Source organism: Rhizobacter sp. OV335 (genome assembly GCF_900142965.1).
GTDB lineage: Bacteria > Pseudomonadota > Gammaproteobacteria > Burkholderiales > Burkholderiaceae_C > Rhizobacter.
This window is the reverse complement of the sequence record NZ_FRCQ01000004.1, coordinates 127,747-143,649: the sequence shown is the minus strand read 5'-3', so window position 1 is coordinate 143,649 and position 15,903 is coordinate 127,747. Positions and strand designations below refer to the sequence as shown.

At 66.7% G+C, this 15,903-nt stretch carries 15 protein-coding genes; 8 read left to right on the top strand and 7 right to left on the bottom strand.

The window, feature by feature from the left end:
• Positions 1–9: 9 nt before the first annotated feature.
• The 7 genes from BUE42_RS05930 to BUE42_RS05900 are packed head-to-tail and all read right to left on the bottom strand — an operon-like array spanning position 10 to position 8,439.
• The gene (locus BUE42_RS05930) at positions 10–1,272 is read right to left on the bottom strand and encodes a TIGR02270 family protein (protein WP_073463686.1); all 1,263 of its coding nucleotides are present in this window, start codon (positions 1,270–1,272) and stop codon (positions 10–12) included.
• A 13-nt stretch (positions 1,273–1,285) separates the two neighbouring features.
• Complete coding sequence (locus BUE42_RS05925; protein ID WP_073463684.1) at positions 1,286–2,239, bottom strand: hypothetical protein; 954 nt, start codon at positions 2,237–2,239, stop codon at positions 1,286–1,288.
• 40 nt (positions 2,240–2,279) lie between these two features.
• Positions 2,280–3,374 carry a PAAR-like domain-containing protein gene (locus BUE42_RS31960; protein ID WP_143171323.1) on the bottom strand — a complete coding sequence of 365 codons (1,095 nt, stop codon included), beginning with the start codon at positions 3,372–3,374 and terminating at the stop codon, positions 2,280–2,282.
• 11 nt (positions 3,375–3,385) lie between these two features.
• Positions 3,386–4,423 (bottom strand): 3-oxoacyl-ACP synthase, encoded by a 1,038-nt coding sequence (locus tag BUE42_RS05915; protein WP_073463680.1) that lies wholly within the window; start codon positions 4,421–4,423, stop codon positions 3,386–3,388.
• A 2-nt stretch (positions 4,424–4,425) separates the two neighbouring features.
• On the bottom strand, positions 4,426–5,550 hold the full coding sequence (locus BUE42_RS05910) for a DUF2169 family type VI secretion system accessory protein (RefSeq protein WP_073463678.1): 1,125 nt from the start codon (positions 5,548–5,550) through the stop codon (positions 4,426–4,428).
• Between the two features lie 19 nt (positions 5,551–5,569).
• Positions 5,570–6,151 (bottom strand): DUF6484 domain-containing protein, encoded by a 582-nt coding sequence (locus BUE42_RS05905; RefSeq protein WP_235002131.1) that lies wholly within the window; start codon positions 6,149–6,151, stop codon positions 5,570–5,572.
• 8 nt (positions 6,152–6,159) lie between these two features.
• Positions 6,160–8,439: a type VI secretion system Vgr family protein gene (locus BUE42_RS05900; RefSeq protein WP_073463676.1), complete on the bottom strand. Its 2,280-nt coding sequence runs from the start codon at positions 8,437–8,439 to the stop codon at positions 6,160–6,162.
• Positions 8,440–8,622: 183 nt separating this feature from the next.
• On the opposite strand from BUE42_RS05900, the gene BUE42_RS05895 reads away from it, so the two are divergent.
• The 8 genes from BUE42_RS05895 to BUE42_RS34165 all read left to right on the top strand — a co-directional run bounded on the left by BUE42_RS05895 (position 8,623) and on the right by BUE42_RS34165 (position 15,785).
• Complete coding sequence (locus tag BUE42_RS05895) at positions 8,623–9,273, top strand: type VI secretion system amidase effector protein Tae4 (protein WP_083613904.1); 651 nt, start codon at positions 8,623–8,625, stop codon at positions 9,271–9,273.
• On the top strand, positions 9,270–9,572 hold the full coding sequence (locus BUE42_RS05890) for a hypothetical protein (RefSeq protein WP_073463673.1): 303 nt from the start codon (positions 9,270–9,272) through the stop codon (positions 9,570–9,572). The genes BUE42_RS05895 and BUE42_RS05890 overlap by 4 nt, the downstream gene beginning before the upstream one ends.
• A gap of 96 nt (positions 9,573–9,668) precedes the next feature.
• Entirely contained in the window at positions 9,669–10,004 is a 336-nt protein-coding gene (locus BUE42_RS05885; RefSeq protein ID WP_073463671.1) for a hypothetical protein, read from the top strand.
• An 82-nt stretch (positions 10,005–10,086) separates the two neighbouring features.
• Positions 10,087–10,431, top strand: coding sequence for a hypothetical protein (locus BUE42_RS05880; RefSeq protein WP_159445372.1), 345 nt, complete (start codon positions 10,087–10,089; stop codon positions 10,429–10,431).
• A 17-nt stretch (positions 10,432–10,448) separates the two neighbouring features.
• Entirely contained in the window at positions 10,449–10,766 is a 318-nt protein-coding gene (locus tag BUE42_RS05875; RefSeq protein ID WP_143171322.1) for a hypothetical protein, read from the top strand.
• A 171-nt stretch (positions 10,767–10,937) separates the two neighbouring features.
• Positions 10,938–12,212 (top strand): acyltransferase family protein, encoded by a 1,275-nt coding sequence (locus BUE42_RS05870; RefSeq protein WP_083613903.1) that lies wholly within the window; start codon positions 10,938–10,940, stop codon positions 12,210–12,212.
• Positions 12,209–13,264, top strand: coding sequence for a cupin-like domain-containing protein (locus BUE42_RS05865; RefSeq protein ID WP_073463663.1), 1,056 nt, complete (start codon positions 12,209–12,211; stop codon positions 13,262–13,264). Before BUE42_RS05870 ends, BUE42_RS05865 begins: the two co-directional genes overlap by 4 nt.
• 178 nt (positions 13,265–13,442) lie before the next feature.
• Positions 13,443–15,785: a di-heme oxidoreductase family protein gene (locus BUE42_RS34165; RefSeq protein WP_304442373.1), complete on the top strand. Its 2,343-nt coding sequence runs from the start codon at positions 13,443–13,445 to the stop codon at positions 15,783–15,785.
• Positions 15,786–15,903 lie beyond the last annotated feature (118 nt).

Below are 15,903 nucleotides of genomic sequence, written 5' to 3'. Positions count from 1 at the left end.
CTGGCGAGCTTACCCTGCCATCCTGGCCAGCAGCCGTTGCTGGCGCCAGGTCGGCGCGCCGGCATGGAACAGGGGCGTTCCCGGGTTCAACAGGCACAGGTATTCCGCCGCGGCCAGGCGCTGGCGTTGAAACCCGCCTCGCAGGACCGACAGGCAATGGGCAGTCGATGGAGGCTCGCCCATGAAATGGCGAATGCCGGCCGTGAAGCGATGGCCATTCGACTGCCACCACGCTGCGATGCGCTGCGGGTCCGGCCAGGGCAATCCGTCATCCTCGTCCATCGCGACATCGTCATCCTCGGGCGCATCGCTCGGGCCCCCACGCTCGTTCTCGAATGCCGCGCCGTCCAGGTCCAGCTGCGCCAAGTCCAGGCCGGTCACCAAGCTGAACGATTCACCGGCCAGCCGAGCGAGCTTCGCATCGCTCATCTGCTTGATCAACCACGGCACATGGTGAGGGTCGCCGCCCATGCCTGTGGCGCGGATCAGCGTTCGCACCCGCGCGGCGTCCTGCGAAAGAGCGCGCAGCAAGGCATGCGTCTGCTCCATCGGCTGGCTGCGCACCAGCAGGTCGACTGCAGCATCATCCAGCACGCCGGGCGTTCGGCACAGCGCGGACAGCGCCTGCGGTGCAGCCTGCCGGTCCCCCAGCAGCAGCGCGGCGCACGCGGCTTCGACCACGCGTTCCGGGTCGGCGTCTTCGAGCAGCTTCAGCAGGGCCGGCAGCAGGTCCGCCCGGCCGCATCGTGCGGCCAGCCGCAACACCCGCGCAGGCGTCGCCGCGTCCTGCAGAGCCGTATCCATCGACGTGCCGGGCTCGACGCCGTGCAGCACGCACGTCGTCCAGCCGATCTCGCGGTGCAGCAGGGAAGGGGAGTCGATCAGTGACTTGATGATGCCTCGCAGCGAACCTGCAGGCACCCAGTCGAAGGCGGACACCAGCCCGGCACGGGCCTCGGGCAATGCCTCGGCCAGCGTGAGCAGTCGTCCCGTCAGGCCGGCATCCCGCCCGTCGATCGCGGCGACCGCGGCGACGAAGACGCTGTGCGGGGTCGGGTTCTCCAGCGCCGCCACGCACTGTGCGCGAGCATGATCGCCCGCCACGGCCAAGCCATCCAGGCTGGCGGCCAAGCGCTCGTCGAGGCGCTGCAGCTGATGCAGCCGCACATGCGGTGCACGCACCAGCACCGAGCGGGTGGCATGAAGACCTTGGGCGTCGTCCAGATGCTGCTGCAGGACGACGGGAACGGGAGGGCGAAGGAACGCAGACATGCGACGCGCAGCCTTACCCGACCAGGCAGGTCCACTGCGTCCCGTCGCGCGAGACCCAGACCTCCTGGCCGGCGACGGACATCACCTCACCCGCGTTGGCGGTGACCTGCATGCACGGGACCACCTCCTCGACGCCGAAGTCGATGACCTTCAGCTGGTCGCCCACCAGCACCCGCAGCGAATGACCGTCGGCCACGTAGATGGCGCCGCCGAACGTGTCGATCGAACAGAAGCCCAGGCGCGGCTCGCCCTCGTAGTCCAATTGCTGCCATTGGTCATCGCGGCCCCGCAGCAGCGTACCGCGCAGGCCGCATACGAAGATGTCCCCGTCCGGACCGTTCACTGCATCCTTCAGCATCACGTTGGTGGGGCTGTCCATCGGTTCCCAGCGGTCCTTGAGGTAGCGCCAGATCTCTCCCCGCATGCCGAAGGCCAGCAACCGGTCGTCGCCCTGGGAGACGATGCCATTGATGCCGCCGCCCGACTTGATGCTCCTGCCGATCAGGGCGTCGATGTCGAGGGTGGCGGACACAAGTTCCTGCGCCATGCCCTTGTCGAACCGGATCCAGCGGCCTTGCGCATCGCGCACGAACACGTGTCGCTGCATGCCCCAGGCCATCACCCGGCCGAACACGATGCCGATGTCGCGCATCGGGCCGAGGGCGGTGCCCGGTTCCAGGAGTTCGGCACTGATCGCGTCGCCTTGAAGCACCCCCACTTCGCCGTCTCGGCCGAGCACCTCGACCCGCAGAGGGGCGTTCGAGGCGATCGCCAGGCCGACCGATTGCCAGGGCCAGGCCGCCAGCTGGCTCCAGACGCCCGCCTTGCGCCGCAACAGCCGTGTTGCGTAGTTGCCGTTCTCCAGCAAGGAGGCGTCGTGGGCGACGAAGAAGTAGTCGTCCGCGGCGGCGATGGCTGCTGCCACGAAGACGTGATCGTCAGAGGCGAAGGTGAATGTCTGCGTCATGTTGAAGAACCCTGTCCGTCACGGGGCGAGCGGGGGGGCGTCATTCCGCGGCGCCCACAGCTTTGGTGTGGATGAGCGAGCCGTCCCTCAGGCCGACGCTCTTCTGGCGATGGTAGGCGTTGATTTGCGCTTCCAGGCATCCGGGGCTGCAATCGCTGTCCGAGAAGATCTGCTCGTGTGCGTTGACGCCGTTGTCGCGAGCCTCGCCGTACTTCATGGCGTGGTCTGCGCTGCGGCCCTTCGTGTCCCCCCCGGCTGCCGCCGTGGCGTTGACCGTGTTGATGGCGGAACGCTCGAACGCGTCCTGCAGGTCATGCATGTCAGGGTGGGTCTTGTCGGCCTTCCTGAACGGTGCCTTGCAGTTCCGATGCCACGAATACCCCTCGACGCAGACGCACGGCGCGGCGGCCTGGTCATAGTTGGGAAATTCCGCCTTCGGGAAGTGGTGCTTGGGCACGATGTGGTGTGCCGTCTGGCCCGGGCAGCAACCGCCCTTCTTGTTGTTCTGCTTCGAATAGGGCACGAGCATGCAGCGCTTGGCCTTGACGCATGGGTCGTCCGCATAGCCCTTGTTCTTGCTCGCGCTTGAGTAGACCTCCGGGCAGTCCTGGTCTGCATGCTTGTTGGTCTGGCACTCCGGGCAGGCGGTTGTGACGGCGGTCATCTCGTCGCCGCACGCCTTGATCTTCTGCGGCCCCGTCATGTCGTCCAGGTAGGGCCAGGTCGGGCTGTTACCCGGCACCGAACCGTGGTTGTGCGTCGTGAGATCGAGGTGGCGCACGACGTTCTCGCCTTCAATCTTCACATCCATCGACCAGGCGTTGAAGTAGACCTTGCCGGTGATCTTGCTCGTGACCACGCCTTTCTTGGGCGCCGAGCCCGCCTCGTCTCCCGTGCTCTTCTTGAAGTACGACTTGTTCTTCAGCATCACCTCCTTGCCGGAGACGGTGACGCTGGTCGATCCGTCGGTGGCGTCGGACGCCATGCCGGTGTTGGGATAGGGGATGGGCACGCCCGGAGGGGTTGCCGGGGTCAACGGCGGCGTGAAGCACACGTCGGGAAAGGCGCAGATCGCCTTGCCAGCCGCGGCCTTGCACGACACCTCCATCATGTTCGCGAAAACCTGGTTTGCCATGGTCGTCGTCTCTAGGGTGTTTGCGGCCGCACGGCGGCCCAGTGCAGGACGACTGCCGCTCGCGGGCCGCCGTCGTTGGAGAAGTGCGCGAGCACGAAGGGCCCGGGGGCATGGCCCTTGCGGAACGCCGAGTCGACGACGGCCAGCATCACCAGGCCGATCGCCGCTCCCGTTTCCCCGATGCTCTCGGCCGGGTGCCAGATGTCGAAGAACTCCTTGCGCTGCCGCATCGTGCGCGACACGGCCAGCGCGGCTTCCTTGAAGTAGTACTGCTCGCCGGAGACGTCCGCGATGCGGAAGTCGAGCTCATGCATCTGTTTGCCGGCGTCGACGAGTGCCTGCCGGATGGCGTGCGACAGGCCCTCGGCCCGCAGCGGCGCTTCGGAGTGAACGGGGGCAGGTTCGACCCCGAAGCCGATGCCGGTGCACACGAGTTGCGCCTCCTCGCCGGGCGGGCCGACGAGCACGGCCGCGGAGGCCTCCGCCGGCATGAAGCCGTCCGAGGTGCCGTCCTTCAGCAGCCGGTCGTCGGCGTCGTAGGCCTGCAAGGTGGGCCATCGCAGCAGGCTGTCGGTCCCTACCATCAGCACCTGGGCGGCATGGCCGCCTTCCAGCAACTGGCGGGCATGCGAAAGCGCCACGGCCGTCCCCACTTTGCCATGGGCGACGATCGCCGACGTGGACGCGAAGCGGGCCCCCAACAGTTCGCACACCTGGGTGAACAGGTCGCCGTCGATTCCCTCGAGACGGCCCGGCCTGTCGGGGTCTGCCACGCACAGCAACAGCGGGATCTGCGCCCAGGCTTCCTTGTCGATGCCTTCCAGGCATTCGTCGATGGCCATGGCAGCCATCTGCGCGAGCTTGGCAAGGCCGCGCCAGGGCTTCTCCAGTGAAACCTCGTGGGCCACGATCATGCGCGCGCCGCGGCCGGTAAAGCGTGTCTCGACCGGGTTGGTCACTTTCGCCCGGATGGCCGCGCAGGCGGATCCGGCGTCCAGTCCTACGCTCGTGACCAGGCCGGTGCGCCGGACTGCGATGGCGGCAACCATGCTCAGGCCGCCTCGGCCGCAGCCGGCCGGGACATCGGAACCATCACCACCGGGATCGGGAAGCCGATGCTGTCCCGGGACTGCCACCACTCGCGGCCCTTCTTGCCAACCAGCACCTGCTCGATCTCGTGCAGGTTCTTCCTCAAGGGCCGCGCGACACGCCAGGTCAGGTTGAACCGCTGCAGCTCCGGCTCGATCACGATGGTGTCCAGCGTCGCGGTGTAGTCCTCGCGCTCGCCGCGTTTCGGAAACACGTGCACCGGCGCCACCAGGTGCGGAATGGTGAAGCGCGTCAGCCCTTCGGGCGTCAGGTTCGCCAGCGCCACCTCCACCGGCCCGCCGGTGAACGATTCCAGCGGCAGCTGCTGGTCCAGCGGCGCCGCCTGGAAGTACCGCGCGTCGAAATCCGGTGGCAGGAAGGGAAAGTGCTTGTCGAGCCACTCGTCGTCGTACGTGCCCGCAAAGCGCGAGCGCGACGACCAGCCACGCCCCAGCGGCCCGTACGACATCGGCGCGTAGTCGCTGTCGGGGTCGCTGACGCTGCGCCCGATCTCCTCGGTGCGCGGCAGCGGCTTGCCGTCGACCCAGGCCTTCTTCAGGTGCTTGTGGAATCCCACGCCCACCGGGTTGGCCATGTAGGCCGCATGCTGCGCTGGGTCTTCATGCGCCAGGTCGGCACCGCCGTACGCCACGTCGTAGCTGATCGGCTGCGTGACGAAGGGCTCGGCCGGCGTCGCGCGCAGCGTGGCCAGCCCGCAATCCCATTGCCGCGCGCCGACCACCGCGATGCGCTTGCTCCAGTTGCCAATGCGGATGCCGGTCTCCACGCGCGTCGTGGGCCGCCCGTGCGGCGCATGCGCGCTGCCCAGCAGCAGCACGTCGACGAACGGCTTGTGCGGCGCGAAATCCACCTCGTAGACCGGTGCTGACAGTCCGGGTTCGCCGGTGAAGGTATCGGCCATCACCAGCGGCAGTTGTTCCTCATGCAGTGCGAAATGCGTGGCCGGCTCGCCGGCCTGCGGGAATCGGAAGGTGCCCTTGATGACGACCACGAGCGACTCGCGGCCGCTCGGCTCGAGGCCCATGTTGTAGCCCGCCGTCATGCGGGTGGCGTTGATCAGTTCCATGGCGGGTACTGCGGCGCGATCAGTTCAGTTGCACCGAGCCGCCCTTGATGCGGTTGACGCCGGTCGAGCGGCTCGACACGTAGCTGCCCTGGATCAGCACCTTGCCGGCTTCGGTGAGCGTGATGCTCGCCTTGCCGCAGCGCAGCGTCAGCTCTTTCTTCGCGCTGACCAGCATGCGCTGGCCGTCGCTGTCGAGCTGCACCTGGTCGGGCCGGTCGGCCAGCGGCCAGCCGGCGGCCGGGCGCAGCACGCCGGTGACGATCGGCAGCGCCGCGTCGCCGTTCTCGAACATCAGCGTCACCTGCGCGCCGATGTGCGCGCCGTGCAGGTCGAGCACCGCGCGCGCACGCAGCGCGGCGGTGCCCGGCTGGCCCGGGTACAGCACCAGCGGCGTCGCGCCGTCGTCGGTGATCGCGATCAGCTCGCCGACCACGACCGACGGCAGCGGCTCGCTGCGCAGCACCGCCGCGCGCGCATGCAGCAGCGGCTGCAGCGCGTCGACGGGATCGGCTGTCGGGTCGCCGACGGGTGAGAGAGGTGTGGCTTCCTCGCGCGCGTGCGCTTCGAGAAGTTGTTGGTCCAGCGTGTCGCGGCCGCTCATCGTGTGCCTCAGTTCTGCAGAATCTTGGAGCCCTTCATCACGATGTCGCTGCTCGCCTTCACGTTGATCTTGCCCGAGCCCTCCACGGTGATGTCCTTGCCCTTGATGGTGATCGTGCCGTCTTTCTTCATCGTGATGCTGGCGCTGCCGGTCTTCAGCGTGATGGAGTCGGCCGCCTCGAGCACGTAGTTCTTGCCCACCTTCAGCGTGTTGTCTTCGCCGATGGTGGTGTTGCGGGCCTTGGCCACCTGCACGCTCTGCTTGCCGCCGACGCTCAGGCTGCGGTCGGAGCCGACGTCGATGCTCTGCTTGGCGCCGATCGAATGGCTTTCGTTGATGCCGACCGAGACCGAGCGCGTGGCGCCCACCGTGATGCTCTGTGCCGCGCCGACCACCACTTCCTGGGCGGCGCCGATCGCCACCGTCTCGTTGATGCCGACCGCGCGGGTGCGCTGCAGCGCGACCGTCTCGGTCTTGCTGGCGCCGATGGTCACGGTGCGGTTGCTGCCGATCGTGATCGTCTCGTTCGCGCCGACCGTTTCGGTGCGGTTCACGCCGATCGCGATGGTCTCGTTGCTGCCGACCTTCTCGTTGCGGTTGACGCCGATCGTGATGTCTTCGTTGTTGCCGACCTTCTCGGTGCGGTCGACCCCGATCGTGATCGTCTCGTTGTTGTCGACGGTCTCGGTGCGGTCGTGCTTGACGTGCACCGTCTCGTCGTGGTCGATGGTCTTGGTGCGGTCGTGGCCGACCCACTTGGCCTCGTCGTTCTCGACCTCGATCAGCTGGTCTTTCTCGGCGTGCAGCCACAGCTGCTCGGCGCCCTGCTTGTCCTCGAAGCGGATCGCGTTGGCGTTGCCGTAGCCGCCGCCCTTCGACGAGCGGGTCAGGATGCCCGACTGCGTCGCGTTGGCCGGCAGGTCCCACGGCGGCATCTGCTCGGCGTTGTAGACGCGGCCGGTGATCAGCGGCTGGTCGGGGTCGCCCTCGAGGAAGCCGACGACCACTTCCTGGCCGATGCGCGGGATCGAGATGCCGCCGAAGTTCTTGCCGGCCCAGGGCGACGACACCCGCACCCAGCACGAACTCTTCTCGTTGTTCTGGCCGAGGCGGTCCCAGTGGAACTGCACCTTCACGCGGCCGTACTTGTCGGTGAAGATCTCTTCGCCGCCGGGGCCCACCACCACGGCCGTCTGCGGGCCCTGCACGAAGGGCTTGGGCGTGATGCGCTGCGGGCGGAACTGCTGCTTGCTCGGGATCGCGGAGAACGCGCAGTGGAACCCGGTGTCGCCACCGCCCGATTCGTGCACGCCGAGTTCGGCCTTCACCGACATCGACGTGATCAGGTACTCGCTGTTCTGGTCGTCGCGCGGGTGCTTGGTGAGCTTCAGGTTGCAGCCGACCTTCAGGCCGAGCGCGTTCGACGCGCCGCGCAACTGCGTGTAGCGCGACTGGATCTCGTCCATGCGGTTCTCGATCCACTGCGAGCCGTCGGCCTTCTGGACGTAGTCGCCCTGGTAGTCGAAGCTCTCGTAGTCGGCGAGCTCATGCGGGCGGGTGTTGGCGGTCTCGACCTCGAGCGAGGTCGACGGGCGTTCGAAGTCATAGCTCGTCATCACCGTCTTGCCGGTGCGCACCGATTCGTCGAATACCCAGTTCGAGATGTATTCCTGGTCGGGCGGTGCGCTCGAGCTGTCTTCGATGTAGCGCATGCTTTCGTAGCCCGGCGCCGCATCGTGTGCGCTCTGCGAGTCGACGAGGATCAGCTTGTGCGCGCCGTCGGTGTGCTCGAAGTACCAGTAGATGCCTTCGTGCTCGAGCAGCCGCGCGACGAAGTTGTAGTCGCTCTCGCGGTACTGCACGCAATAAGTCCACGGCTGGTACGAGCGGAACAGCTTGGGTTCGAAGCTTGCGATGCCGTGGTCGCCGAACACCTTCTTGACGATGTCGGGCACCGACATGTCCTGGAAGATGCGGCAATCGGTGGTGCGGGTCAGGAACCACAGCCACGGCCGCACGGTGGCGCGGTAGCCGAAGTAGCGGCCCTTGTGCCCGCCCAGGCCGAAGCGCGTGACGTAGCCGTTGTAGTGGCGCTTGCTGCCGTTGGCGAGCGTCACGTTGACGGTGACCAGCTTGCCGAGCAGGTCCTGCGGCTTCAGGTCGGGCTTCTCGCTCAGCAGCGACAACTGCATGTCGCCCAGCGAACTCAGGCCGGTCGAGAACGTCATCGACTCGAAGAACAGGTCTTCGGCCGGAAGCGGTGAACTCAGCGTGATGGGATTGGCCATGGGTGCGCTTGCTGTGCAGACGAAAGGCGCACGGGCGGTGCACCATGGTCCTCAGAGTAGGAAAAGCGGCCCGGGGGGTAAAGCGACGAAAGTCATGTGCCCCCCGCGACCGGGCGCTCGCGCCGGGTGGTTTGCCCTAGCATCCGCGCAGGCCGGCAGGCCGATCAGGAGAGGTGAAACAAGATGGGCGCAAGAAAGCCAGGGCCGCTGTGCGTGACGAGTGCGGAACGACGTGACAGCGGAACGGCGTGCCTGCACCGCACCGATCCGCCGGGACCGAGCCGGCCGAAGGCCGAGCCCAAGCCGCCGGAGCTGAGCTTCGACAAGCTGTGGCAGGGCTACCCGAGCAGCAAGCCCTATGTCGACAAGTCGGGCGACCCGCCGAAGGGCTTCGAGAACCAGTGCGCGATCAAGGTCAGCGTTGCGCTGCATGCGGCGGGCGTCGACATGAAATCGTTTCGCGGTGCAACCGTGACCGTCGACGGCAAGCGGCTGGCGATCCGGGCCGAGGAACTGGCGGCCTGGCTGAAGACGCAGCACTTGATCAGGTTGCCGCTGAAACCGGAGAACGTGACCGGCAAGGAGTGGCAGGAGAAGATCAAGGGGCGCAAAGGGATCGTCTTCTTTGCGAATTACTGGGCGCGGCCGGGTGAAAAGAGCCCGACCGGCGACCACATCGATCTGTGGAACAAGTCGACTCTCACTCCATCGTTCGCATCGATATTGCGCTTTCGAGTGGGCATGTCGAGTCTGGCGAATCCTCTCGATCCTTCGGATCCGTACTTCTCAAACTTGGACAATTCCGAGGTCATTTTGCTTTGGGAGATCCGATGAGGCGATTCCTCGCTGCGTTCGTCGGCTTCGTCGCCGGTCTTGCCTTGACGTGGCTTTGCCTGTACACGCTCAGCCATGCCAATCTTTCGCCCAGGACCGGCAGAGGGTGCGACGCGGAACATTGCGGTCCATGGTGGGCGTTGCCGCTGGGTGTCGCGTTGTATCTGATTCCAACAGTCGGATTCACGATTGCCGGCTACTTGTCGGTGGCCCGGGCGTGGCCTCGTCGCAAGACGTTCGTTGTCTTCGGGCTGCTGGTGATTGCGGCAGTGTTTTTCATGGTCCGCCCGTATCTCTGAACTGCACTGATGAGCCGTTTCTCTGCTCTGGAGGCGTCGTGTCCTGCCTCCATGCCCGCTGTTCCCATCCCTTGTCTGGTTGATTAGCGATACGAAATGAACACGGCTGAACTTGGCAGGTTGTTCAAGCACGTTCCGGCCGCATTTGCCGCATTCGTCGGTGGCCTGTTCTGGACTTGGCTTTGCGGCTACACCTTGAGTCATGCGAATCTGCCGCAGCCGAAGCCGATCTGGGGTTGCCGCATAGAAGATTGCAGCGCATGGTGGTTGGGCCCGCTCATTCTTGCGTACTACCTGTTTCCTGCTGTGGTGTTCGCTGTTTCGGGCTGCCTGGCTGCGGCCCGGATGTGGCCGGTCCGCAAGACAACCGTCGTGTTCGCGTTGCTGGTGGCTGCAACAGTGTCCTTTTACGTCTATTCCTTCATCGGGTAAGCATGCTCGATGAGGACATCGGACTTTGGCTGGTTGCTCAAGCTTGAGAAATCCGATGAGGTTGCCAGCACCGCACTCGTGCTTGCCCTTCCTTGCATCGGCTGAACTGATGAAGCGTTTTTTTGCGGCATTTCTCGGGCTGGTGGCCGGCCTTGTCTTGACCTGGGCTTGTCTCTACGCCTTGAGTCACTCCGATTTGGCGAGCCGGTCGGCACCCTCGGGTTGCGATGTAGAACATTGCGGCCCATGGTGGCTCGGGCCCCTCATTCTGGTCGCCTGCCTGCTGCCGTCGATCGGCTTCTCTGTCGCGGCCTATTTCGCGCAGGCCCGGTCATGGCCGATCCGGCGGATAGCCATCGTGTTTGCGTTGCTGGTCGTCGGCACCGTGTTCTTCTTTGTTCGTCCTTATGTCTGGCCCGGCAGATGACACAGCAAAGTCGGCGGATGAACCTGATACGGCTATGGATCTCGCTGGCGACGGGCGTCGGCATCGGTTGCTTGATCGTTCGCGCGCTGTGGCTCGCGTGGACTCCGCTTTGCTCCGAAACCTGTCCGCCACGATTGGCCCTGAGCCTGTACGCGTTCATCGTGACGCTGCCGATCATGTGGGGCTGTGTCGGCGCTGTCGTGGGATCGTCGTCCCGAACACGAGGGCGAAAAATCCTTGCCGTCTCGGCGGTATCGGCCATCACGATGGCGACCGTCGTTGGACTGACCATTGCGCTGCATGTGGCTCCCAAGGTGAATTCGATGTCCGGCTGAGACCCCGGCGTCAATCGCCTCCCGCTCACCAACCGTTACGCCTCCAACCCCCGATCCGGCAATTCCCCGTTGTCCAACGCCCCTCGGCGCCCGTAACATTCCCGGCGCAATGGAAGAGGGCAGACGGGCGCCACCCAGGACGCCCGCGTCGACCGCATCGGAGGGATCTTCATGGCATTGCACGGCGCCAACACCGCCCCGCAGGAGAACCTGCCCGAGCTGACCAGCCTGCGCTTCATCGCAGCCTTCGCGGTGCTCGTGCTGCACTACCGCGACCTCTTCGGGCCGCTCCCCGACGCGCTGCTGCGCGCGATCGTCGGCGGCCAGTACGGCGTCACGTTCTTCTTCGTGCTGAGCGGCTTCATCCTGACCTATCGCTATCACGACTGGTTCGCCGGCGGTGTTCGCGATGGACGCTTCTGGCGCTTCCAGCGCCTGCGCTTCGCCCGCATCTACCCGATCTACCTGCTCGGTCTGTTGCTCGACACGCCGTGGCATGTGATCGAGCGCGCGCAGGCCGGCCAGCTGGCCGAGGTCGGGCAGACCTGGTGGGCCTCGTGGCTGCTGAACCTGGTCGGCTTGCAGGCCTGGGTGCCGGCGGTGCCGTTCGCGATGTTCTGGAACACGCCGGCCTGGAGCGTGGCCGCCGAGTTCTTCTTCTACGCGACCTTCCCGTTCCTGTGCGCCGGGCTGCTGCGCCTGCGGCTGCGTCTGCGCGGCCTCGCGCTGCTGATGGCCGCCACCGTCGCGCTCGGCATCGGCGCCTACGTGGCCGTGATCTGGTGGATGAACTTCGTGCTGCATGCCGAGCCGCAGACGCAGTACATCGTGCTGGTCTACAACCCGCTGCTGCGCTACAGCGAATTCCTCGGCGGCTGCCTGACCGGCCTCGCGTTCCTGCAGCTGCGCGCCGGCACCGTGCCGCGCGCCGCCTGGCTGACCGGCACCGATGCGCGCGCCCGCCGCGTGCGCGATGCGATCGTGCTGCTCGCGCTGGTGGCCGCCGGCCTGCGCATCGGCCTGCCGGACTACACCGGGCCCGAGATGTGGCGCTGGCTGCTCGACGTGGCGATGAAGTACGGCGTCTTCATCGTGCCGTTCAGCGCGCTGATCCTGGCCGTGGCGTCGGGCCGCACCTTCCTCAGCCTGCTGCTGGAGCGGCCGTGGATGGTGCTGCTCGGGGAGGCCAGCTATGCGCTCTACATCATCCACTGGTCGGTGACGACCTTCCTGCGGCTGGGCTGGCTCGGCGAGGCCGGCACGCCGATCGTGCACGGGCTGTTCCTGCTCGGCACCGTGGCCGCTTCCGTGCTCTGCTACCGCTTCATCGAGGTGCCGTGGCGCCGCCGCTTGCGCGGCACGGGCGCTGCTGACACGCTCGACACCTCCGCGGCCGCCGCGCCGGCCGCATCGCTTCAACCCCAACCGAGACCCGCTCTGCCATGAACTCTTCCACGCTGATGCCCGCGCCGCGCCCGCGCGAGATCGAGGCCCGCCCGGTCGACAACGGCTGGCTGCAGTGGGTGGCCGAGAACAAGCTGCGCAACTGCGCGATGGAGTCGATGCTGCAGACGATGACGGCCGCCGGCCTGTCGCGCGCCGAATCCGAGGCCGCGATCATCCGCATGGACAACGACCCGGCCTACCTCGCGGCCAAGCGCTACCAGCAGATGCAGCGCAAGTTCGAATCGGTGCTCGCGAACCAGCAGAAGCTGTGGGAATCGTCGCCGCACTACGGGCGGGTCGAGAAGCGCAGCCACGTGTCGCGCGACGAGTTCATCGAGCGCTATGTGCGCGGCAGCCGCCCGCTGGTGCTCACCGAAGCGGCGCGCGACTGGCCGGCGCGCACGCGCTGGTCGCCGCAGGACCTGAAGACCCGCTTCGGCCACCTCGACGTCGAGATCCAGGCCGAGCGCAACGCCGATTCGAACTACGAGCAGAACAAGCTCGAGCACCGGCGCACGGTGCGGCTGGGCAATTTCGTCGACCAGGTGCTGGCCGGCGGCGCGACCAACGACTACTACCTGACGGCCAACAACGAGGTGCTGCGGCGCCCGGAGTTTGCGCCGCTGCTGAAGGACATCGGCACGCTGCCGGAGATCTGCGATCCGGCGCAGCTGGCGGCGCGCTCGTCGTTCTGGTTCGGGCCGGCCGGCACGCGCACGCCGCTGCACCACGACACGCTGATGCTGATGCACACGCAGATCGTCGGGCGCAAGCGCTGGCGCTTCATCTCGCCGCTGGAAACGCCGAAGCTCTACAACCACTTCCGCGTCTACAGCCCGATTGACCTCGACGCGCCGGACCTGGTGCGCTACCCCGATTTCGCGAGCGTGAAGGTGCTCGATGTGGTCGTCGAGCCGGGCGAAACGATTTTCCTGCCGCTCGGCTGGTGGCACCAGGTGACCTCGCTGGAGGTGAGCCTGTCCTTCTCGTACTCGAACCTGGCGATCCCGAACGACTTCACCTACGTGAACGCGGAGATCCACAACTGGTGAAGTGACGCTCCCTGTCTGGAATGCCTCTTGCAACTGGTGTCCGAACAAATCGAATGCCAGCGCGGGCAAGTAACTGCCCGTATCAGCAACACGCCAACGGGAGGGTTCCATGAATCAGAAGCGCACGCCAGCAGGAGCAGGTCGGAACGACAGGTCACGAACACTCGCCACGGTGGCGATGTTGTTCAGCACCGCGATGGCGCTGTCGGCCTGCGGCTCGGGCGGAGGCGATGATTCGAGCCCGGCGAGCAGCCCCCCGCCGACGAGCAATGCACCTTCGCCGGTACCCGCACCCGCTCCGGCGCCGACACCGTCAGCGGCGCCCGCCCCAGCGCCTGCTCCGTCCCCAGCGCCGGCACCTGCGCCAGCCCCCGCACCGTCCCCCAGCACCCCCGTCTCGTCGGCGCCCGCACCCGCACCGGCCGACACCGGTGCGACCGACTACGTGCCGCTGTTCACCAGCAGCACTCAGGTGATCGAGCAGATCCAGGTCACCGAGGCCGACGGCACGCTGGTCACGTACGCCGGCTTTCGCCCGACCCCGCGCCATGCGCGCGAAGGCGGCGAGCCGTGGACCGACACCGTCGACAAGGGACCGGGCAGCTACTTCGCCTTTCCGCCGTTCTACTTCCAGAACCGCACCTTCGGCCTGGTGATCCGCGACGAGGTGCCGGCCGGTCGCCAGAAGATCACCGCCTACCTGAAACCGAACGTCGGCACGATGATCAACAACAGCTTCAGCGCGTTCCGCCGGCTGGACCCGAACGTCATCGAGTACGGCTGGAAGATGGGCGTCGGCTACACCAACCCGAAGGACGGCACGCAGCGCTGCAATCCCGCTGCCGCGATCGCCGACCTGTGCGTGGCGCAGAGCATCACCGACTACTGGCGCATGGCCGACGAGGCGCAGTACCAGGGCATCACGCGGGCGAACAACAAGCTGAAGCTGGGCGACAAGATCGAGATGTCGCCCGGCGTGTTCCTCGACTACACGCCCGGCACCGACATCGCGCTGATCGATGGCGGCCACAACCGCGACTATTCGTTCGAGCAGCTCTACGTGGTGGGCAAGGGCATGGTGCCGTGGTACGGCATCGCGCCGAAGCTCGACACCACGCCGCTGCCCGACGACGCGCTGCTCGGCGGCCAGGCCAGCGTCTCGTACAACTATTCGGAAGAGCCGCACCGCGTGTTCCAGCAGGCGGCCAACAACATCGGCATCGCCAACATGCAGCGCTTCGTCGAAGGGCGCCGGCTGTTCCACACCTCGTTCGTCGATGGCAAGCACTCCGAGAGCCCGACGGTGAACCCGGTGTTCACCGCGCATGCGAACCAGCTGGGCGAGCGCTTCAACGAGGTGCGCTGCCTGGGCTGCCACACCTTGAACGGCCGCAGCCCGGCGGCCGACATCGGTACGCCGCTGAACAAGTTCGCGGTGCTCACCGCGGCGGCCAGCAGCACGGCGGGCATCACGCCCGATGCGACCTATGGCGTCAACGTGCAGCAGCTGTCGCGCACGGCGGGCGCGCCCGACTACGGGGTCTCGATCCAGTCGTTCGTGAAGACGGTGCGCACGCTGGCCGGTGGCGAGACGGTCGAACTGCAGAAGCCGGTCTATGCGTTCAAGGGCCCGGTGCCGGCGCAGTTGTCGGTGCGGCAGGCGCCGCAGGTGGTGGGCATGGGCCTGATCGAGGCACTGGACGAGGCCACGATCCTCGCGCAGGCCGACCCGCAGGATGCGAACGGCGACGGCATCCGCGGCGTGCCGAACTGGTCGATCGACCCCGAGACCGGCCAGCGCCACCTCGGCCGCTACGGCTGGAAGGCCGGCAAGGCGACCGTGCGCCAGCAGGCGGCGGGCGCCTTCCTGCAGGACATGGGCGTCACCAGCCCGGCCTTCAGGTCGCTGGGTTGCCTGCGTGGCGCCGCCGATTGCAAGACCAGCACCGCGACGCCGTCGATGAGCGATCTGGAACTCGAACGCGTGGCCTCGTACCTGCAACTGCTGGGCGTGCCGGCGCAGCGCAAGTACGCGAGCGGCTACACCGACGGCACGGTCACGCCGCCCGAGCACGACATCAGCGACGCGACGCGCACGGCCATCGGGCGCGGCAACCAGCTGTTCGCGCAGGCGGGTTGCACGGGGTGCCACACCGCCGAGCTGAAGACGGGCGCGAACCACCCGTTCCAGGAACTGCGCAACCAGACCATCCACCCGTACACCGACGTGCTGCTGCACGACATGGGCGCGGAGCTGGCCGACACGATGACCGAAGGCCGGGCGAGCCCGAGCATGTGGCGCACGCAGCCGCTGTGGGGCCTGGGCTCGCTGAAGTACGTGCAGAAGGAAACCGGCTTCGCCGATGCGAGCAGCGTGCGCTACCTGCACGACGGGCGGGCGCGGACGCTGGTGGAGGCGATCGGCTGGCACGGCGGCGAGGGCAGCGGCAGCCGGGCGAAGTTCGAGGCGATGAGCAAGGCGGATCGCGATGCGGTGGTGGTGTTTCTGGAGTCGCTGTGAGGCGAGTGCATGAACTACATTGATTCACGCGAAATTCCTGGAAATTGCGAATTTGCCGTGTTGGGTTGTAGTTTTGAGCGGCGGATTCCGCCATCAGAGCCCGCCCCGGGTCTGGGAC